This is a genomic window from Nocardioides sp. ChNu-99 (genome assembly GCF_029493445.1).
In the GTDB taxonomy this organism is placed as follows: Bacteria; Actinomycetota; Actinomycetes; order Propionibacteriales; family Nocardioidaceae; genus Nocardioides.
This window is the reverse complement of sequence record NZ_JAHWBL010000003.1, coordinates 31,750-51,824: the sequence shown is the minus strand read 5'-3', so window position 1 is coordinate 51,824 and position 20,075 is coordinate 31,750. Positions and strand designations below refer to the sequence as shown.

Genomic DNA, 20,075 nt, shown 5'->3' with positions numbered 1-20,075 from the left:
AGCGGCCCTCGAAACCGCGACCGGGGTCGACTGTCAGTGCGGACCCGCTCTGACCTGCGGAAACTCGTCCTGTGGAGAAGCACCGTTCCCGGCCAGAACTGTCGGTGCTTCCTGGTGTGATGGGTTCATGACCGAGACCGCGCTGCACCCCCTGGCCGGGGTCGTCGCGCGCGTCCACGGGGACCTCGACGACGGCTTCGAGCTCGGTCTGCTCACGCTGGGCCCGGCCGAGACGGGTGCCGCACTGGTCGACCTCGAGCGGGCCGCGCACCGTCTCGCGGCCTTGCAGTCGAAGCTGCTGGCGCACGCCGCCGCCGCGCGGGTCGAGGACGAGACGGGGGCAGCGTCTACCGCGGTGTGGTTCGCGACCGCGACCCGTACGACGCGGGCCGAGGCCCACCGCCGGGTCCGCACCGCGGTCGCCACGCAGGAGCAGTACGACGCCCTCGCCGCCGCGGGTGCGTCCGGCGCGGTGTCGCCTGTCCAGGTCGAGGTGGTGGTGCGGGCGCTGGACGACCTCGGCGACGACCTCGACGTGGACGTCCGAACGGAGGCCGAGCGGACGCTGGTCGGGTTCGCCCGTCAGCACGACGCGAAGGCCCTTCGGGTGCTGGGCCGGCGGATCCTCGACGTCGTCGCCCCCGCTGTCGGCGAGGCGCGTGAGGCGGAGCTGTTGGCGCGGGAGGAGCGCGAGGCTGCGGCGAAGGTGCGGCTGACGATGCGCGAGGACGGGCACGGCTGCGTCCACGGGAAGTTCACGATGCCGGAGATGCACGGCGCGATGTTCGCCAAGATGCTCGACGCCATCGCCTCACCCCGACGCGACCACCTGCGCGAAGAGGAGGGCGGCGCCGAGGACGCTGAGCCAGCCGCCGCACGGCCAGCGTGGGAGCGTCGCGGTCAGGCGTTCGTCGAGCTGATCGAGCGGATGCGCGACGCCGACCTCCCCGACGCCGCGGGTGCTGGCGCGACGGTCGTGGTCACGATGCAGGTCGACACCCTGACCGGTGGCCTGGCCGCGGCGTCGCTCGACACCGGGCACCGCATCTCTCCGGGTGAGGCCCGACGCCTGGCATGTGGTGCAGACCTGGTCCCGGCGGTGCTGGGCACGAAGAGCGAGGTGCTGGACCTCGGCCGGGCGGCGCGGTTCCACACCAAGCCCCAGCGGATCGCGATGCTCCTGCGCGACCAGGGCTGCACCGCGGAGGGATGCGACGCACCACCGCACTGGTGCGAGGCCCACCATGACGACCCCTGGTCGAGGGGCGGCCGCACGTCGGTCGAACGGGGCCGGTTGTTGTGCTGGCGCCACCACCGCGTCGCCCACGACCCGACGTACCTCACCGAGACCCTCGGCACCGGCAAGCTGCGGTTCACCCGGCGGAACTGAGCAGCCCCCCCCTCAGCCGCACCGTGGTTTCGAGGGCCGCTAGCGCGGCCACCTCAACCACCGGACTAGCGCGGCCACCTCAACCACCGGGACTTACCGGTGGTTGAGGTGGGTTGCTCTGGCAACCCCTCGAAGCCACGCCCGGAGACCTGTCGTGGTTTCGAGGGCCGCCGGGGCGGCCACCTCAACCACCGTCGCCCTGCCGCCTCAACCACCACGCTGCCGGCGCGGCCACCTCAATCGGGGCGCTGTGACGGGTCGTCGACCCACCCCACGAACAACGGTGTGCCGTGGGCGACGTCATGGATGCAGTAGGCGAACGGGCGGTCCAACGTGAGGCTTGGCGGGACGAACGCCGACACCCCGTCCATCACCAGCGCCGTCGCCGCAGCCGCCTCGGTCCCGGCCTCGGTCACCTCGATCCACCCCTCGTGCACGACCGCGCCGATCACCAGGGCGAGCTCGACGCTCATCCCCGAGAAGTCGGCGCCCGGCCCGAACGCCGTCGGCATGCCGGCTGCGGACAGCGCCTCCTCCAGCCTCGCCTGTGTCCGCATCTCCCACCGCGGCAGCACGACCTGCACGTCGGTGACGGGTTCGACGGCGTCGAGCAGCCCCGGCAGGCCCCCGCCCGCGAGCCGCTCCACGAGCTCAGCCTCCTCGCCGGCCGCCGGCAGCATCACTGTCATCGCCAGCCGGCCGTCGGCGTACGGCAGCCGCGCCACCTGCACCCCGTCGGCCACGCCGTACCCGTCCGCGACGGACCTGCTCGACATCAGCGGCACTGTCACCTGTTCGCCGGCGCCCGTGGTGAAGACGCCGTCCTCCGTGGCAGCGACCTCGAAAGCGGTGGCCCACGGCGCGTGGAAGTAGACCGCGTTGACGAGCACCAGCCGCGTGGCGTCGCTGATGACGCCCGCAGGCACGAGCTCGGGGATGCGCTCCTCGGTCTGCTCCGCCACCCAGCCGTTGACGGCGACGCGCCCGGCCTCAGGATCGGCCGCGAAGTCCGCGAGCTGCAGGCCCGCGCCGTACGACGTCGCGAGCGCCTCGAGGAACGCCTCCTCCCACCTGAGGCCCGCCTGGCCGAAGACACGGTTGGCCACGGCCAGCACCACCTCCGCCGCCCCACCGTCCGCCAGCGTGACCCGGCCCGCCAGGCCCTCGACGTGGGCAGTCAGCGCGTTGAAGCCGTCGCCCAGCCCCTCGGCGTCCCCGCCGAGCACCGCCTCCATCTCCGCGGCGGTCGCGCCCCGGGCGCCGGCCAGCGTCATGGCCAGCGCCACGGCGACCGAGCACGGCGAGACCACTGCGTTGCGAAGCCGCCCGTCCACCTCCAGACCGGCCTCCGCGGCGTGCGCCACGAGGGCCGCCCCCACCGCGTGGGCGCTCGCCGCACCGACGGCGGCGAGCGCCGGATCCACCTCGGCCCCCGGTACGTCGGCCGCCGCCAGGTCGACGCCGCCGGCCGGGGACGACCCGTCCCCGCAGGCGGCGAGGGCCGGCGTACCCGCCAGCAGGGCGAGCAGGCCCGCCAGCCGCAACGTGTCGCGTCGGGTCAGCTCCATGCCCGCACGGACGCGTCAGCCGGCCCGGACGGTTCCCGCCTACGGCTGCAGGATCGCCCGCCCCCGCACGCGGCCGGCGTCGAGGTCGTCGATCGCGCTCTGGAAGTCGTCGAGGGCGTACTTCTGCGTGTGCAGCGTGACCAGGCCACGCGCGGCCAGCTCCATGAGGTCGCAGAGGTCCTCGTAGGAGCCCACCAGGTTGCCCACGTAGGTGATCTCGCGGCTGATGACGTCGATGGTCGGGACGTCGATGTTCTCGCCGTACCCGACGACGTGGTAGTCGCCGGCGTCCCGCAGCATCGCCGTGCCCTCGGCGGTCGCACCGCCCTCGCCGACGAAGTCGACCACCACCTCGGCGCCGTGCCCGCCGGTGAGGTCGAGCACCTCCTCGACCTGGCGGCCCTCCGCCACGACGCCGTGGTCGGCGCCGATCGTGAGCGCCAGCTTCACCGCGTCGGGGTTGCGGTCGACGACCAGGATCTCTGCGGCCGTGAGCGCCTTGAGCACCTGGATGCCGATGTGCCCGAGCCCGCCCGCGCCGATGACCGCGACCTTGTCGCGCGGCCCGAGCCGCCGCGCGGCCTTCGCCGCGGCGTGGTACGCCGTCAGCCCGGCGTCGGCGAGCGCGGCCACGTCGGCGGGGTGCAGCGACGGGTCGATCTTGACGATGCTGCGCGCGGACGTGCGCAGGTACTCGGCGTACCCGCCGTTCGTGTCGATGCCGGGGAACTGGTTGGCCTGGCAGTGCACGTCGTCCCCGGAGCGGCACGCGCGGCACAGCCCGCAGGTGATGAGCGGGTGCACGATCACCGTGTCACCCTCGGCGACGTGGGTGACCGCGGAGCCCACGGCGTGCACCCAGCCCGCGTTCTCGTGCCCGATCGTGTAGGGCAGCGCGACGCCGGACTTCTCCGCCCACTGGCCCTCGAGGATGTGCAGGTCGGTGCGGCACACGCCGGCGCCGCCGATCCGCACGACCACGTCGAACGGGCCGGTGACCTCCGGGACGGGCACCTCCGCCATCCGCAGGTCCTGGTGGTAGCCGACGACCTGGACGGCTCGCATCGTGGCGCTCATGTCAGTGGTCCTTCTCCTGGGTGGCGGGGGTGGCGGGGGTGGCGGGGGCGCTCGCACCCGCGAGCAGCGCCTCGACCGAGAAGAACGCCTCGTCGCCGCGGGGCGCCTGGTCGTCCTCCGAGCCGGGGTAGCGGGTGCGCAGCAGGCCCCGGCAGAAGTGGGCGTTGCCGTCGATCGAGATGCGCGTGGACCGGGCGCGGCGCAGGGCCATCGGCACCTGCTCGGGCGGGTACGGCGTGCCCGCGTGGTCGACGAGCACGACCGCGTCGGGGTGGTCGCCGAGACCGACCTCGGCGCGACGGCGCAGCAGGGCCCGGGTCGTCGGGGCCGCGGGCGGCAGCTGTCCCAGCGTCACGGCGCCGACCGCTGCCTCCGGCAGGTCGGGGTCGGCCCGCAGCAGCGCGGTGAGGCAGCGCTCCACCGCCGCCGTGTGGGCCTTGCGCCGGAACGTCGCGCGCAGCTCGTCGAGGCTGTCCTCGGCCTCGTGGCCGAACGTGCCGCGGTAGTCCGCGTCGGCCGCGAGACCCGCGTTGATGAGCCCCGAGTCGTGGTGGTCGTCGAGCTCGACGACGACCTCACCGATCCCCGGGAGCGCGGCGAGGGCGTCCTTCGCGTCGGAGGCCATGAGGTAGGCGAAGTTGGGCGAGCAGAACGACGTCGGCAGCCGCAGGTGCACCTCGACCCGCCCCTCGGCCAGGTCGACGCTGCGCACGAAGCCCAGGTCGGTGATCGGCTCGTCGAGCTCCGGGTCCGCGACGGTGGCGAGCACGCGTCGTACGTCGAGGAGCGTCGGCACCGCGGCGGCCCGGCCGACCGCGGCGGTGCTCACCGCGCCCCCACGAGGTCGGCGCGCTCGGGCTGGCGCGGGCCGGTCGCGGTCTCGTCGGCGTCGGGCAGGCGCAGGTGCTCGGGCACCTCGATGCCGTACATCTTCGCGGCGTTGAGGCCGAGGATCTTCTTCTTCTGCGCGGTGGTGAGCGGCGCGTACTCCGTCATGTCGTCGGGGATCTGGAAGTCGACGAACTGCTCGACGAGCCAGCGCGGGGTCCACAGCGCGTAGTCGGAGGAGAACTGGATGCGGTCCTCCCCGATCCAGTAGACGAGCTCGCCGATGATCTGCGCGAAGTAGCGCGGCCGGGTGTGCATGAACGGCATCGCGACGGCGAGACCGCCGTGCACGTTGGGCTCCTGCGTGGCGATCCAGCAGAAGTCCTCGAGCCGGGGCAGGCCGACGTGCTCGATGACGAAGTCGAGGTCGGTGAAGTCGGTCGCCACGTGGTCCACGTCGGCGACGTCGAACGCGTCGCGGTCGAGCGGGCGGATCGTCGGGCCCTTGTGGATGTGGATGTTGGTGATGCCCAGCTCGCGGCACAGCTCGAAGTAGCGGTAGGCCCACGGGTCGTCGAGCCGCCAGCCGCGGGACTGGCCGTGCCACTCGGCGGTGTAGAGCTTGACCCCCTGCAGCCCGAACCGCTCGGCGTCGGCGCGCAGCTGGTCGAGGCCGGCCTCGCCGTTGCGCGGGTCGAAGTGGTGGTTGTAGGTGAGGCGGTGCCGGTTCGCCTGGGTGAGCGCGAACGCCTCCTCGGTCTGGCCGAACCCGTTGCGGTAGAACTCGCCGAGGTGCGCCGGCTGGAAGATCGCGTGGTCGACGTACCCGTCCTCGAACAGGTCCTTCACCAGGCGCTCGCCGCCCTGGTACAGGTACTCCTCGTAGCCCCACTTCTCCGCGTCGGGCGAGAGGTTGGAGTGGTAGTCGTAGAAGCAGTCGATGAACTGCTTGCCGTGGATGTTGCGCTGGTTCTCGACCCGCGCGTCCCACAGGGCGACGTGGGCGTCGACGATGAAGTAGCTCTCGCCGTCCTTGGTGTACATGGAGGTCTCCGTCCGCTCGGGTGACTGGCGTCACACGTAGCGGCCACCGTAGGAACGGTCGGCCCTCGCCGCGGGGCTGCGGGCGTCTCAATCCGAGACGCGGGGTGTCTCAACCTGAGACGGTCGTCCAGATCCGCCACCGACGCCCGGTTGTAAACGTGGCTCACACCCGACGCCGGCCCCCGCCGCGCTACCGGGCACGGCCACGAGGAGGTGCGGCGATGACGGACCACGCGCTGCGCAGGGCGGACCTGCAGGCCGACGCCGCGCGGCTCGGGCGTCGTACGACGGACGCGGCCGAGCGCCGCGACGTGCCGGGCCGGGTGGTGGCGTCGTGGCAGCGCAGCGAGGCGTACGGCGTCTCCCTCGAGCAGGTGGAGCCCGCCTTCAGCGGCTCCTGGGACGAGGAGTCCCTGTTCGCCGAGTGCGGCCGCGAGGTGCTCGACGGCCTGCACGAGACGCTCGCCGACGACCCGGTCAGCGTCATGCTGACCGACGCCGAGGGCCTCGTGCTCAACCGGCGCTCGGGCGACCACGCCCTGCTGCGGGCGCTCGACGACGTGCACCTCGCGCCCGGGTTCCGCTACTCCGAGCGCGAGGCGGGCACCAACGGGCTGGGGCTCGCGCTCGCCGACCGCGTCCCCACCCTCGTGCGGGCCGACGAGCACTACGCGATGAGCCTGTGCACCTACACCTGCGCGGCGGCGCCCGTCATCAACCCGCTGACCGGGCGGCTGGAGGGCAGCGTCAACCTGACCACGTGGTCCGAGCAGTCCGGCAACGTGCTGCTCGCGCTGGCGCAGGCCGCGGCGGGCAGCACGGCGTCGCTGATGCTCGTGCGCTCGCGGGGGCACGACGCACCGCCCGCGCACCGGGGCGAGGTACGCCGCGTGCGGACCACCTGGCTCGAGCCCGGCGACGGCCCGGCGGGGGCGATGTCGCCGGTGTGGACCCGCGCGCTGGCCGAGGCCGAGCGGGGCGTGGACGCCCCCGGCGTCACCCTCGCGGTGGGCGAGACCGGGTCGGGCGGGTGACCGTGCTCGCCCAGGCGCTGCAGCGGCGACGGCCGCGCGACCGCGTGCTGTGCGCCCAGGCGCCCGAGGCGAAGGACGTCGACGACTGGCTCGCCGTCTGGGGCCCGGAGGTCGGCAAGCCCCGCACCCACGTCATCATCGGCGACGTCGACCGCCTGCCGGTCCGCACGCTCGACGCCCTGCGCGACCTCGCCGCCCGCACCCGGCGCGCGGCCGGTGGCGCGGCGGGCGGGGCTGCGGGCGCGGTAGGTGTGGGACCGACGCTCGCCATGACCGCCGAGTCGTTCGACGCCGTGGCCCCGTCCCTGGCGGACACCGTCGGCAGCATCGTCGCGGTGCCACCGCTGCGGGAGCGGACCGGCGACGTCGTCCCCCTCGCCCGGCACACCGCCCGCCGCCTGCGCGGCCGCGAGGTCGGGTTCACCGACGCCGCGCTGCGCGCCCTCACCGCGTGTCGCTGGCCCGGCAACGTGCGCGAGCTGGAGGAGGCGGTGCACCACGCCGCGACCCGCACCGACCTCGTCGACCTCCAGCACCTGCCCCCCGCCGTGCTCTCCGGGGTACGGCGCACCCTCACCCGCATCGAGACCTTCGAGCGGGACGAGATCGTCCGCGCCCTCACCCGCCCCGGCACGACGATGGCCGCCGCCGCCGCGAGCCTCGGCATGAGCCGGGCGACGATCTACCGCAAGGTCGCGCAGTACGACATCGCGGTGCCGTGGGACTGAGCCCGCGCGCGCTGTCACTCGCCGCTCCCACCGCCCCTGTAACGCGGTGTCCGGGCGTCTGCACACGCGGTGGAACCCGTGTGCAGACGCCCGGACACCGCGTTACACACCCCAAGGCCCCTCAGCCGATGCGGCGCACACCCTCGCGGTGGGCGCGCGCCAGCTCCTGGTAGCCCGGCGCGTTGCGCTCGAGGATGCCCGCGGCGGTGCCGCCCGGCTCGACCGCGCCGGTCACCTTCGCGGGCGAGCCCTTGGCCAGGGCGCCGTCGGGGATCTCGGTGCCGGGCGTGACGAGCGACCCCGCAGCGATGAACGCCCCCGAGCCGATCACCGAGTCGTCGAGCAGCACGGCGCCGTTCCCGACGAGCGAGCCGTCGCCGATGGATCGTCCGTGGACGATGCAGCCGTGGGCGATCGTGGTCGAGGCGCCGATGTCGAGCCGGCTGCCGGTGCGCACGTGCAGCACCGAGTTGTCCTGGACGTTCGTGCCGGCCCCGATGATGATGGGCCCGACGTCGGCGCGCAGCACCGCGCCGTACCAGATGCTCACCCCGGGCCCGAGACGTACGTCGCCGATCAGCGTCGCGGTCTCCGCGACCCACGCGTCGGGGTCGATGGTGGGGGCGACGCCCTGGAACTCGAACAGCGGCACGGGTGACCTCCTCGGTGCGGTTCGGGCCAGCCTAGTGACGTCCACGAACGCGGAGAGGCCCCCGACCGCGTGGTCGGGGGCCTCTCCTGTGCTGCGCGCCTGTAGGGATTCGAACCCCAAACCTTCTGATCCGTAGTCAGATGCTCTATCCGTTGAGCTACAGGCGCATGCCGCTCACTCGAGCGAGCGACCAGTGAACAATAGCCGACGCGCCGGGCGAGGCGAAATCGCCTTCCCCCACCGCCCACGGCTAGCGCAGCAGCGCAGGCTCAGTCCTGGCGCAGCACCCGAGCGACGAACGCGTCGAGGTTGCGGCGCAGGCGCGCCACCTTCTCCTCGACGGTGAGCGTCTCCTAGGTCCGGGGACCGCCGGAGACGAGCTTGTCGCGCACCAGCAGGGAGCACGCGAGGTCTCCACAGACGTAGGTGCCGACCGTGTGCCCAGCCCGCCCCGCGCGGCCGGCGCGGGGTGCGACGAGGAGCGCCACCTCGCCCGAGCGGACCGCCGCGCACAGCGAGCACATGCCCTGCTGCCGAGCGCCGGTCCCGCCGGGTGCGCGGAGCTGGATCCCCCGCCGTACCCCGTCGTGGACGGTCACGAGGTAGGCCCGCGCGGGCGCCTGCGGGTCGCGCCACCCCAGGTAGTCCAGGTCGTCCCAGGGCCGGTCGGCCAGGTCTCGCGGCACCCCCAGGCGCGCCGCCTCGCCCTTCGAGCAGTTGACGAAGGACGAGCGGATCTGGGGTTCGGTGAGCGGGTCCACGACGAGCACGCTAGGTTTCCTACGACCCGTAGGCAAATGCCTGACAGCAGGAGGCGATGTGGCACGAGCAGGCGTGACGGCCGAGCGGGTGGTCCGGGAGGCCGCCGACCTCGTCGACGCCGAGGGCCTCGGCGCCCTGCGCGTCGCCGCGGTGGCGGAGCGGCTGGGGGTGCGGCCGGCGAGCGTCTACGCCCACGTCGCCGGGCTCGACGAGATCCGCGCCGCGGTGACCGCCCTCGCCCTGGGCGAGCTGGCGGACCGGGCGGGCGACGCGGTGGCGGGCCGAGCGGGCCGTGACGCGCTGGTCGCGTACGCCGACGTGGTGCGCGCCTACGCCCAGGCGCACCCGGGGCGGTACGCCGCGACGCGGCTGCGGGTCGCGCCCGGCTCCCCGGCGGTCGCCGAGGGGCGCCGGCTCGCCGAGCTGTCGCGGGCGGTGCTCCGCGGGTACGACCTCCCACCCAAGGCGGAGGTGCTCGCCGTCCGGCTGCTCGGCAGTGTCGTGCACGGGTACGTCGACCTCGAGCTGTCCGGCGCGTTCGACCACAGCGACCCGCCGCCCGCCGCCACCTGGCCGGGCGCGCTGGACGCTCTCGACGCCGCACTGCGCGGCTGGGGCGGCTGAACGCGACGGGCCGGGGCGCGGCTCACGCGGTGCGCCGGAGGCGGGTGGCCTGACGCAGGGCCGCGCGCGGCATCGCGGCGCCGTACCGCTCGAGGAACCGGGTGAGCTCGTCGGGCGCGACCTTGCCCGCGTGGGCGAGGAAGATGCCCACCGGCAGGTGGACCCGCGGCTCGGGGTCCGCGTGCAGGCGGGCCGCGAGCGCGAAGCCGGCCGCGAGGTCGTCCGCCGTCCCCGCCCGCGTGAACCACAGGGGCGCCGTCACGGCGGTGCGCCGGCGCAGCGGGTCGGGGCTCCGGGCGAGGTCGTCGAGCAGGTCGTGGGGGCCGCCCAGGAGCGTCGCCCCGACCACCCGGGGCGCTGCGCGGTCGACCATGTCCCACGTCGTGATCGCGTCGTGGTGGGCGAGGTAGACCTCGCGCAGCGCCCGGTCGCCGCGGCGGTCCGCGCGCAGCGCCCGACGCGCCTGCTCGTCGAGCACGCAGAACCCCGCCATCCGGCCCTCGAAGGTCGGGTGCGCCAGGAGGCGCTCCACCTCCGGCAGCGACAGGCCGGCGGCCGTCCGCGCGATCGCGAAGAGCGTGCCCATCCGCAGGCCGAACGCAGGCTCGTCCGGTCCGAGCCGGCGCCGCAGCGCGGCCAGGTCGGCGTCGGTCGCGGCGGCCTCCAGGCGCGCGAGCACGGCGGCGGCGGTGGTCGCCGGCACGGGTCGATCGGTGTCCACGCCCGCACCGACCGGCCGGCGGCGGCGAACTCATCGGGGAGGAGGGATGGCCCGGACGGGCAGGCCCCGACGGCTCTTGTGAGCCCGTGAGCGAAAAGTGACGCACTCGTGAAACACGCGCACGGCTCGGCGTAACACGCGAGACCCAGTGTCGGGGGAGTCCGAGAACAGGCCCACGCAGGCCCCAGGAGGCCCCCGTGACCATCACCGCTCCCCCGCCCGGCACCGGGCCCGCGCCCGAGGCGCGCACCGGCGCCGCGGCCACCGACGCACCGGCGGGCCCGCAGCGCCGCACCCGCCGCTGGATCGACGACTGGCGCCCCGAGGACCCGCAGTTCTGGTCCGAGACCGGCCGGCCCGTGGCCCGCCGCAACCTCGCGTGGTCGATCTTCGCCGAGCACCTCGGCTTCTCCGTCTGGCTGATCTGGAGCGTGAGCTCGGCCTACCTCGTCGCGATGGGCTTCGCCTTCTCGGCCCAGCAGCTGTTCCTGCTCGTGGCGATCCCCAACCTCGTGGGCTCGCTGCTGCGGATCCCCTACACCTTCGCGGTCGGCCTGTTCGGCGGGCGCAACTGGACCATCGTCTCGGCGGCCCTGCTCCTCGTCCCGACCCTCGGGTTCGCGCTGGCGGTGACGAACGAGGGCACGCCGTACTGGGTCTTCTGCGTCATCGCGGCCACGGCCGGCTTCGGCGGCGGCAACTTCGCCAGCTCGATGGCCAACATCAACTACTTCTACCCGACCGCGCGCAAGGGCGCCGCGCTCGGCCTCAACGCCGCGGGCGGCAACCTCGGCGTCGCGCTCATCCAGCTGCTGCTGCCCGTCATCGTCGGCGGCGCCGGCCTCTTCGGGCTGGTGCAGGCCTCGCAGGGCGGCATCCACCTGGAGCGGGCCGCGCTCGTGTACGCCGCCCTCGCCGTCGTCGCGACCGTCGCCGCGTGGCTGTGGATGGACAACCTCGGCACCGCCGTCGTGAAGCCCCGCGAGCAGCTGCGGGTGGTCCGCGAGCCGCACACCTGGGTGATGTCGGTGCTCTACATCGGCACCTTCGGCTCGTTCATCGGCTACTCCGCCGCCATGCCGCTGCTCATCAAGCTCAACTTCTGGGTGCCGGACCCGGCGCCGCTCGGCACGGGCATCTACTTCGCCTACTTCGCGTTCCTCGGCGCGGCCGTCGGCTCGGTCGCCCGCCCGATCGGCGGCTGGCTGGCCGACCGGTACGGCGGCGCCCGCATCACGCTGGTCGCCTTCCTCGGCCTGGCCGCCAGCACGCTCGCGGTGCTCTGGACCGTCTTCCAGCTCACCCCGAACCCGACCGCCGACCCGGCGATCGCCACCGAGAACGAGAGCCTGTTCCCGCTCTTCCTCGGCTTCTTCCTCGTGCTGTTCGCCTGCACCGGCATCGGCAACGGCTCGACGTACAAGATGATCCCCGCCATCTGGCGCCGCCGGGCCGAGGCGACCTCCCCCGCCGGTACGCCGGAGCGCACCACCGCGCTCACCGCTGCGGGCCAGCAGGCCTCGGCCGCCCTCGGCGTGATCGGCGCCGTCGGGGCGATCGGCGGCTTCCTCATCCCGCTCGCGTTCAGCGCGCCCTGGGTGGCCGACCCGCTGACCGCGACCAAGGGCGCCTTCATGGTCTTCGCCGGCTACTACGCGCTCTGCGTCGTCGTGGTCTGCACCGTCTACCTGCGCCGCGGCCGCACCGCGTCGCACGTCTGACCGACCCACCCGCACCGGAACGAGGAGCCCCCGTGACGACCTCCCACTGCCCCTACTGCTCCCTGCAGTGCGGCATGACGCTCACCCGCGAGGGACGCTCCCTCGCGGTGGGGGCGTGGGAGGCGTTCCCGGTGAACGAGGGCGCGCTGTGCCGCAAGGGCTGGACGGCCGCCGGGCTGCGGGGGCACCGCGAGCGCCTCACGACCCCGCTGGTGCGGGACCGCGCCGCCGACGGCTCGCGCGGCGAGCTGCGGCCGGCGACCTGGGACGAGGCGCTCGACCTCGTCGCCGACCGCCTCACCGCGATCCGCGCCGAGGACGGCCCCGACGCCGTGGCCGTCTTCGGGGCCGGCGGGCTGACGAACGAGAAGGGCTACCAGCTCGGCAAGTTCGCCCGGGTCGCGCTCGGCACGAGCCAGATCGACTACAACGGCCGCTGGTGCATGAGCTCGGCCGCCTCGGCGGGGCTGCGGGCCCTCGGTCTCGACCGCGGCCTGCCGTTCCCGCTCGCCGACGTCGAGCGCGCCGACGTGCTCGTGCTGGCCGGCTCCAACCTGGCCGAGACCGCGCCGCCGGCGGCGCGCCACCTCGACCGGCTCCGCGAGCGCGGTGGGCGGGTCGTGGTGGTCGACCCCCGTCGTACCCCCACCGCCGACCGCGCCGACCTGCACCTCGCCCCGGTGCCGGGCACCGACCTCGCGCTCGCGCTCGGCGTGCTCCACCTCGTCGTGGCCGCGGGCGCGGTCGACGAGGACTACGTCGCCGCACGCACGAGCGGCTTCGACGCGGTGCGCCGCAGCGTCACCTCCTGGTGGCCCGAGCGGGTCGAGCGGGTCACGGGCATCGCCGCCGACGAGGTCCGAGCGCTCGCCGACCTGCTGATCTCCACGGCGGCCCGCGGCGGGCGCGTCATGGTGCTCACCGCCCGCGGCGTGGAGCAGCACAGCCAGGGCTCCGACACGGTCCTGGCCTGGATCAACGTGGCCCTGGCGCTGGGCATGCCGGGGCGCGAGGGCGCCGGCTACGGCTGCCTCACCGGCCAGGGCAACGGCCAGGGCGGGCGCGAGCACGGCCAGAAGGCCGACCAGCTGCCCGGCTACCGCCTCATCACCGACCCCGCCGCCCGCGCCCACGTCGCCGGGGTGTGGGGCGTCGACCCCGACTCCCTGCCCGGCAAGGGCCGCTCGGCCTACGAGCTGCTCGAGGCCCTCGGTACGCCGGACGGCCCGCGGGCCCTGCTCGTGCACGGCTCCAACATCGTCGTCTCGGCCCCCAACGCCACCCACGTCACCGAGCGCCTCGCCGCGCTCGACCTCCTCGTCGTCGCCGACCTCGTCCTCTCGGAGACGGCCGCGATGGCCGACGTCGTGCTCCCCGTGACCCAGTGGGCCGAGGAGACCGGCACGATGACGAACCTCGAGGGCCGCGTCGTCCTGCGCCAGCGGGCGCTGACGCCGCCCGAGGGGGTCCGCACCGACCTCGAGGTCATCGCCGGGCTGGCCGAGCGCCTCGGCTCCCCCGTGGCGTTCGCGACCGACCCGGAGGAGGTCTTCGCCGAGCTGGGGCGGGCCTCGGCCGGCGGGCCCGCCGACTACTCGGGCATCACCTACGACCGCATCCGCGCCGAGCACGGCGTGTTCTGGCCCTGCCCCGCGACCGACCCGGCCGCCGGCGGCCCCGACGGCCCCGAGGGGGCGCCGCACCCCGGCACCCCGCGCCTCTTCGCCGACCGCTTCGGCCACCCCGACGGCCGGGCCCGCTTCCTCGTCACCGAGTTCCGCGGCGCGGCCGAGCAGCCCTGCGCCGACTACCCGCTGCACCTGACGACCGGGCGCGTGCTGGGCCAGTACCAGTCCGGCGCCCAGACCCGCCGCGTGAAGGAGCTGCCCGACACGGGCCCGTTCGTCGAGCTGCACCCGCAGCTCGCCCGCCGCCTCGGCACCACCGACGGTGAGCTGCTGACGGTCCGCACCCGGCGCGGCGCGATGCGCGCCCCGGCCCGCGTCGTCGCGACCATCCGCCCCGACACCGTCTTCGTTCCCTTCCACTGGGTCGGGGCCAACCGGCTCACCAACGACGCGCTCGACCCGGCCAGCCGGATGCCCGAGTTCAAGGTCTGCGCCGCGGCGGTGAGCGCATGAGCACCGGGGAGCACCTCGTCGTCGTGGGCCACGGCATGGCCGCCGTGCGCCTGGTCGAGAGCCTCGTCGCGGGCGGCTGGGTCACCGGCGGCGGTCGCCTGACGGTGCTCGGCGAGGAGCCGGGTCCGGCGTACAACCGGATCCTGCTCTCCGCCGTGCTCGAGGGCACCCACGACCCGCGGGCCACCGTGCTGCGCGACGAGGAGTGGTACGCCGAGAACGGCGTCGTCCTGCGCGCCGGCGTCCGCGTCGCCCAGGTCGACCGGGACGCCAGCGAGGTCGTGCTCGTCGACCGCGACCGCGTCCCCTACGACCGCCTCGTGCTGGCCACCGGGTCGATCCCGACCCTGCCGCCGATCCGCGGCCTCGTGCGCCCCGACGGCACGCTGCACCCGACGGTCCACGCCTTCCGCTCCCAGGCCGACTGCCGCGGCCTCGTCGCCGCCCTCGCCCGCAGGGAGCAGCCGGTGCGCCGCGCGGTCGTCGTCGGCGGCGGCCTGCTCGGCCTCCAGGTGGCCCGCGCGCTCAGCAGCCAGGAGGGCGCCCGCACCGGCCGCGCCGCCGTCGTCACCGAGATCGTCGAGGGCGCCCCCCACGTGCTGAGCCGCCAGCTCGACCGCAGCGGCGCGAGCATCCTGGCCCGCGACCTCGCGCGGCTCGGCACCACGACGTACGCCGGGGCGCGCGCCACCGGCCTCGTGCCCTCCCCGATGCCGGAGCACGCCGTGGGCGTGCGCCTCGACAACGGCCACGTGCTCGCCACCGACCTCGTCGTGCTCACCGCCGGCGGCCGCCCGTCGGTGGCCCTCGCCCGCGGCGCCGGCCTCGAGGTGCGCCGCGGCGTCGTCGTCGACGACCTCCTCACCACCAGCGACCCCCGCGTCCACGCGATCGGCGACTGCGCCCAGCACGCCGGGCGCGTGTCCGGCTTCGTCGGGCCGGCGTGGGACCAGGCGACCGCGCTCGCCGCGCAGCTGCTCGCGCGGCGCGCGGGGGGCGGGGTCGCGCCGTACCCCGGCAACCGGGAGGTCGCCCGCCTGCGCGCGACCGGCCTCGACGTGGCGGTGGTCGGCGACCCCGAGGCGGAGGCCGCGGCCGGCGGCGAGGTCGTCGCCGTCACCAACCCGATCGCCCGCTCGCACCGCAAGCTGGTCGTCCGCGACGGCCGCATCGTCGCCGCCGCCCTCGTCGGGGACCTCGCGCGGGTGGGCCTGCTGACCCAGTACGTCGAGCGCGGCACCGTGCTCGGCCCCCACGAGCCGGGCGACCTGCTCCTGCCCGAGGCCCGCTCGGCCGCCACCGGTCCCGCCGACCTGCCCGACGACGCCGAGGTCTGCGCCTGCGCGGGCGTCAGCGCCGGGGCCGTGCGGGCGTGCGCGTCGGTCGAGGACGTCCGCGCCACCACCCGCGCCACCACCGGGTGCGGCGGCTGCGCGAGCAGCGTCCGCGCCCTGCTCGCCGCCCGGCCACCCGTGCCCGCCCCCGCCTGACCCGCACCCCGCCCGCCCCGCTCGACCTGCCCGACCCGCCCGCACCACCCGCCGTACCCCCGAGGAGAACCCCATGAGCCCCACGACCGAAGGCCGCCGGCCCCGCATCGTCGTCGTCGGCCACGGCATGGTCGGCCACCGCTTCGTGGCCGCCGCGATCGAGCGCGGCCTCACCGAGACCCACGACGTGGTCGTCTACGGCGCCGAGCCCCGTGCCGCCTACGACCGCGTCGCCCTCACCTCCTTCTTCGAGGTGGGCGCGGAGGCGCTGTCGTTCCTGCCGGGCGCGGCGTACGACGACCCCCGCGTGGCCCTCCACCTCGGCACGGAGGTGGTCGGCCTCGACCGGGCGACCCGCACCCTCGCCCTCTCCGACGGCGGCACCACGACGTACGACGAGCTGGTGCTCGCCACCGGCGCCGCCCCCTTCGTGCCGCCCGTCCCCGGCAAGGAGCTCGACGGGTGCTTCGTCTACCGCACCATCGAGGACCTCGAGGCGATCCGCGACGCGGTGGCGCCCGGGCCCGACGGTGCGCGCCGGCGCGGCATCGTCATCGGCGGCGGCCTGCTCGGCCTCGAGGCGGCGAACGCGCTGCACCAGCTCGGCGCCGAGACCTACGTCGTGGAGATGGCGCCCCGGCTCATGCCCGTGCAGCTCGACGAGGTCGGCGGAGCGACGCTCGTGCGCCACGTCGAGAAGCTGGGGCTGACGGTCCACTGCGGGGTCGCCTCCACCGAGGTGCTCGACGACGGCACCGGCCGCGTCGCCGGCCTCGGCCTGCGCGACGCCGACCCGATCGCCGCGGACGTCGTCGTGTTCTCCGCCGGCATCCGCCCCCGCGACGCCCTCGCCCGGGCCGCGGAGCTCGAGGTCGCGCCGCGCGGGGGCGTGCTCGTCGACGAGCAGCTGCGCTCGGTCACCGACCCCCACGTGTGGGCGATCGGCGAGTGCGCGGCCCCGGCGGGGGTCATGTACGGCCTCGTCGCCCCGGGCTACGCGATGGCCGAGATCGTCGTCGACACCCTCCTCGGCGGCACCGCCGGTGCCTTCACCGGCGCCGACATGTCCACCAAGCTCAAGCTGCTCGGCGTCGACGTCGCGTCGTTCGGCGACGCGTTCGCCACCACCCCCGACGCGCTCGAGCTCGTCTTCGCCGACGCCGTCGCGGGGCTCTACAAGAAGCTGGTCGTCGGCCCCGCCGGCCCGGCCGAGGACGGCACCCCCCGCGAGGACGCCTACGTGCTGCTCGGCGGCGTGCTCGTCGGCGACGCGTCGGCGTACGGGCTGCTGCGGCCGATGGTGGCCAGCGGCATGCTGCTGCCCGACAACCCGGAGGAGCTGATCCTCCCGGAGAGCCGCGGCGCGCTCCAGCTGGGCCTGCCCGACGAGGCCGTCGTCTGCTCCTGCAACAACGTCAGCAAGCGCGACCTGCTCGACGCGGTCGACGTCGACGGCGAGCACGCCTGCGCCGACCTCGCGACGGTGAAGACGTGCACGAGCGCCGGCACCACCTGCGGCTCGTGCGTGCCGACGGTGAAGGGGATCATCGAGGACTACTTCGCCTCCGTCGGCAAGGAGGTCGACCGCAGCCTCTGCGAGCACTTCGCGCTCACCCGCCAGGAGCTCTTCGACGTCGTCGCCGTGCACGGCTACCGCACCTTCACCGAGGTCGTCGAGGCCCACGGCACCGGCCGCGGCTGCGACATCTGCAAGCCGACCGTCGCCTCGGTGCTCGCCAGCCAGTTCAACGGCCACGTGCTCGAGGGCGAGACCGGCGCGCTGCAGGACACCAACGACGCCTACCTCGCCAACATCCAGCGCAACGGCACCTACTCCGTCGTCCCCCGCATCCCCGGCGGCGAGATCACCCCCGAGAAGCTGATCGTGATCGGCGAGGTCGCCCGCGACTTCGGGCTCTACACGAAGATCACCGGCGGCCAGCGGATCGACCTCTTCGGCGCCCGCATGGAGGAGCTGCCGGCCATCTGGACCCGTCTCGTCGACGCCGGCTTCGAGTCCGGCCACGCCTACGGCAAGTCGCTGCGCACCGTGAAGTCGTGCGTCGGGTCGACCTGGTGCCGCTACGGCGTGCAGGACTCGGTGCAGCTCGCCATCGACCTGGAGCTGCGCTACCGCGGCCTGCGCAGCCCCCACAAACTGAAGGGCGGGGTGTCGGGCTGCGCCCGCGAGTGCGCCGAGGCCCGCGGCAAGGACTTCGGGGTCATCGCCACCGAGAAGGGCTGGAACCTGTACGTCGGGGGCAACGGCGGCGCGACCCCGCGGCACGCGGAGCTGCTGGTCGGCGACGTCGACACCCCCACGCTGCTGCGCTACCTCGACCGGTTCCTCATGTACTACATCCGCACCGCCGACCGCCTCCAGCGCACCGCCGCCTGGGTCGAGTCCCTCGACGGCGGCCTGGAGCGGGTGCGCGCGGTCGTCGTCGACGACGCCCTCGGCCTCGGCAGCGAGCTGGAGGCCGCGATGGAGCGGCACGTCGAGACCTACGCCGACGAGTGGCGCGCGACCCTGGAGGACCCGGAGAAGCTGTCCCGCTTCGTCTCCTTCGTCAACGCACCCGGCACCCCCGACCCGACCATCACCTTCACGACCGAGCGCGGCCAGATCCGCCCGGTCCTCGCCGACGACCCCGCCCCCGCGCCGGTCGACCTCGGCGCGACGATCCCCGTGGGAGCCCCCCGATGACCCCGACCACCACGCCGGCCACCACCGCGACGACCACCTGGACGCCCGTCTGCGCCACCGACCGGCTGGGGCGCGAGCGCGGCGTCGCGGCGCTGGTGGCCGGCCGGGCGGTCGCGGTGTTCCGCACGTACGACGACGAGTGGTTCGCGCTCGACAACCACTGCCCGTTCGCCCGCGCCTCGGTGCTGGCCCGTGGCATCGTCGGCACGCGCGGCGACGTACCCTTCGTGGCCTCGCCCATGCTCAAGCAGCCCTTCGGCCTGCGCGACGGCGTGTGCCTCGACGACCCGGACGTCCGGGTCGCGACGTACCCCGTCCGCGTCGTCGACGGCGTCGTGGAGGTGGGCACCGTCGCCGGCACACCGCCCGAGACCCAGGGAGTCGCAGCCCCATGACCGACGAGGCCCCCGCGGTCGCCGACGCCACCGACGCCGCCGACGAGACCGGTACGGCGGACGGCACCGGGCCGCTCACCGGGTTCACCGTCGGCGTCACGGCGGCGCGGAAGGTGGAGGAGCAGGTCGCGCTGCTCGAGCGCCGCGGCGCCGCGACCGTGTGGGCGCCCGCGCTCTCGATGCACCCCCGGCGCGTCGAGGACGCGGAGCTGCGGGCGGTCACCGAGCAGGTGCTGGCCACCCCGGTCGACCTCTTCCTCGCCACGACGGGCATCGGCATGAAGGCGTGGTTCGACTCCGCCGAGGAGTGGGGCCTGCTGCCGGCGCTGGTGGCGCACCTCGGGCGGGCCGAGATCCTCGCGCGCGGCCCGAAGTCGGTGGGGGCGCTGCGCCGGCGCGGCCTGCGCGAGCTGTGGGCGCCCGACTCGGAGCGCTTCGACGACGTGCTGCGCCACGTGCGCGGCCGGGACCTGTCAGGCGCGCACATCGTCGTGCAGGAGCACGGGCAGTCGCTGTCGATGGTGGCCCACGCGCTGCGCCGGCTGGGGGCGACCGTCACCTCGGTGGCCGTGTACCGCGTCGAGCCCGCCGAGGACCCGACGCCCATGTTCACCCTCATCGACCGCATCGCCGACCGCTCGCTGCACGCGGTCACCTTCACCTCCGCGCCCGCCGTCGCCGCCCTCATGGAGGCCGCCGCCTCGGTCGGGCGCCGCGACGACGTCGTCGCCGCGTTCCAGGCCGACGTGCTCGCCACCTGCGTCGGTCCCGTCACCTCCGCGGCCTTCGAGCTGTGGGGCGTGCCGACCGTCGAGCCCGACCGCGCCCGCCTCGCCGCCATGGTCAAGCTGCTCGAGCAGGAGCTGCCGCTGCGCCACGCCGGTCTCGTGCTCGAGGCGGGCGGCCACGTCCTGCGGCTCGTGGGCGACACCGTGATCGTCGACGGCGCCGAGGCCCCCCTGACCCCCGCGCCGCTCGCGATCCTGCACGCCCTCGCCGAGCGGCCCGGCGCGGTGGTGTCGCGCCGCGAGCTGCTGGGCGCCCTGCCCCGCGGCGCCGCGGGCGCCGGCAGCTCCGACCACGCCGTCGACATGGCCGTGGCCCGGCTGCGCGCCGGCGTCGGCACGAAGGTCGTCCAGACCGTCTACAAGCGGGGCTACCGCCTCGCCGTCGACCTGTGAGCCCGAGGAGCA

17 protein-coding genes and 1 tRNA gene are annotated in these 20,075 nt (G+C 74.9%); 10 read left to right on the top strand and 8 right to left on the bottom strand.

Going from position 1 to position 20,075, the window contains the following annotated elements:
* Positions 1-127: 127 nt before the first annotated feature.
* The gene (locus KK617_RS02075) at positions 128-1,390 is read left to right on the top strand and encodes an HNH endonuclease signature motif containing protein (RefSeq protein WP_277497741.1); all 1,263 of its coding nucleotides are present in this window, start codon (positions 128-130) and stop codon (positions 1,388-1,390) included.
* 236 nt (positions 1,391-1,626) lie between these two features.
* Here KK617_RS02075 and KK617_RS02070 read toward each other — a convergent pair whose 3' ends face one another.
* The 4 genes from KK617_RS02070 to KK617_RS02055 are packed head-to-tail and all read right to left on the bottom strand — an operon-like array spanning position 1,627 to position 5,907.
* Positions 1,627-2,958, bottom strand: coding sequence for a serpin family protein (locus KK617_RS02070; RefSeq protein ID WP_277497740.1), 1,332 nt, complete (start codon positions 2,956-2,958; stop codon positions 1,627-1,629).
* Between the two features lie 39 nt (positions 2,959-2,997).
* Complete coding sequence (locus tag KK617_RS02065) at positions 2,998-4,035, bottom strand: NAD(P)-dependent alcohol dehydrogenase (protein WP_277497738.1); 1,038 nt, start codon at positions 4,033-4,035, stop codon at positions 2,998-3,000.
* A gap of 1 nt (position 4,036) precedes the next feature.
* A complete protein-coding gene (locus KK617_RS02060; RefSeq protein ID WP_277497737.1) occupies positions 4,037-4,864 on the bottom strand; it encodes an iron-sulfur cluster assembly protein in 828 nt (275 codons plus the stop codon).
* On the bottom strand, positions 4,861-5,907 hold the full coding sequence (locus KK617_RS02055) for an amidohydrolase family protein (RefSeq protein WP_277497736.1): 1,047 nt from the start codon (positions 5,905-5,907) through the stop codon (positions 4,861-4,863). Before KK617_RS02055 ends, KK617_RS02060 begins: the two co-directional genes overlap by 4 nt.
* Before the next feature lie 221 nt (positions 5,908-6,128).
* Here KK617_RS02055 and KK617_RS02050 point away from each other — a divergent pair, with 221 nt between their 5' ends.
* Positions 6,129-6,941, top strand: coding sequence for a GAF domain-containing protein (locus tag KK617_RS02050; RefSeq protein WP_277497735.1), 813 nt, complete (start codon positions 6,129-6,131; stop codon positions 6,939-6,941).
* Entirely contained in the window at positions 6,938-7,669 is a 732-nt protein-coding gene (locus tag KK617_RS02045; RefSeq protein WP_277497734.1) for a helix-turn-helix domain-containing protein, read from the top strand. Before KK617_RS02050 ends, KK617_RS02045 begins: the two co-directional genes overlap by 4 nt.
* A 121-nt stretch (positions 7,670-7,790) precedes the next feature.
* Here KK617_RS02045 and KK617_RS02040 read toward each other — a convergent pair whose 3' ends face one another.
* The 3 genes from KK617_RS02040 to KK617_RS02030 all read right to left on the bottom strand — a co-directional run bounded on the left by KK617_RS02040 (position 7,791) and on the right by KK617_RS02030 (position 9,091).
* On the bottom strand, positions 7,791-8,321 hold the full coding sequence (locus KK617_RS02040) for a gamma carbonic anhydrase family protein (protein WP_277497733.1): 531 nt from the start codon (positions 8,319-8,321) through the stop codon (positions 7,791-7,793).
* Between the two features lie 94 nt (positions 8,322-8,415).
* Positions 8,416-8,488: transfer RNA gene (locus tag KK617_RS02035), tRNA-Arg, on the bottom strand.
* A 186-nt stretch (positions 8,489-8,674) separates the two neighbouring features.
* Positions 8,675-9,091, bottom strand: coding sequence for an FBP domain-containing protein (locus KK617_RS02030; RefSeq protein WP_277497732.1), 417 nt, complete (start codon positions 9,089-9,091; stop codon positions 8,675-8,677).
* Between the two features lie 49 nt (positions 9,092-9,140).
* Here KK617_RS02030 and KK617_RS02025 point away from each other — a divergent pair, with 49 nt between their 5' ends.
* Complete coding sequence (locus tag KK617_RS02025; RefSeq protein ID WP_277497731.1) at positions 9,141-9,707, top strand: WHG domain-containing protein; 567 nt, start codon at positions 9,141-9,143, stop codon at positions 9,705-9,707.
* Positions 9,708-9,729: 22 nt separating this feature from the next.
* Here the strand turns inward: KK617_RS02025 and KK617_RS02020 are convergent, their stop codons facing one another.
* A complete protein-coding gene (locus tag KK617_RS02020; protein WP_277497730.1) occupies positions 9,730-10,410 on the bottom strand; it encodes a DNA alkylation repair protein in 681 nt (226 codons plus the stop codon).
* 215 nt (positions 10,411-10,625) lie between these two features.
* Between KK617_RS02020 and KK617_RS02015 the strand changes: the two genes are divergently transcribed.
* From KK617_RS02015 to KK617_RS01990, 6 genes are all read left to right on the top strand, one after another.
* Positions 10,626-12,149, top strand: coding sequence for a nitrate/nitrite transporter (locus KK617_RS02015; RefSeq protein ID WP_277497729.1), 1,524 nt, complete (start codon positions 10,626-10,628; stop codon positions 12,147-12,149).
* A 32-nt stretch (positions 12,150-12,181) separates the two neighbouring features.
* Positions 12,182-14,290: a molybdopterin oxidoreductase family protein gene (locus KK617_RS02010; protein WP_277497728.1), complete on the top strand. Its 2,109-nt coding sequence runs from the start codon at positions 12,182-12,184 to the stop codon at positions 14,288-14,290.
* Positions 14,287-15,780, top strand: coding sequence for an FAD-dependent oxidoreductase (locus KK617_RS02005; RefSeq protein ID WP_277497727.1), 1,494 nt, complete (start codon positions 14,287-14,289; stop codon positions 15,778-15,780). The genes KK617_RS02010 and KK617_RS02005 overlap by 4 nt, the downstream gene beginning before the upstream one ends.
* 73 nt (positions 15,781-15,853) lie before the next feature.
* On the top strand, positions 15,854-18,487 hold the full coding sequence (gene nirB, locus KK617_RS02000) for a nitrite reductase large subunit NirB (RefSeq protein ID WP_277497726.1): 2,634 nt from the start codon (positions 15,854-15,856) through the stop codon (positions 18,485-18,487).
* Positions 18,484-18,882 (top strand): nitrite reductase small subunit NirD, encoded by a 399-nt coding sequence (gene nirD, locus KK617_RS01995; RefSeq protein WP_277497725.1) that lies wholly within the window; start codon positions 18,484-18,486, stop codon positions 18,880-18,882. Before nirB ends, nirD begins: the two co-directional genes overlap by 4 nt.
* Positions 18,879-20,063, top strand: a complete 1,185-nt coding sequence (locus tag KK617_RS01990) for a uroporphyrinogen-III synthase (RefSeq protein ID WP_277497724.1) — start codon at positions 18,879-18,881, stop codon at positions 20,061-20,063. The genes nirD and KK617_RS01990 overlap by 4 nt, the downstream gene beginning before the upstream one ends.
* The last annotated feature ends 12 nt before the right edge of the window (positions 20,064-20,075 follow it).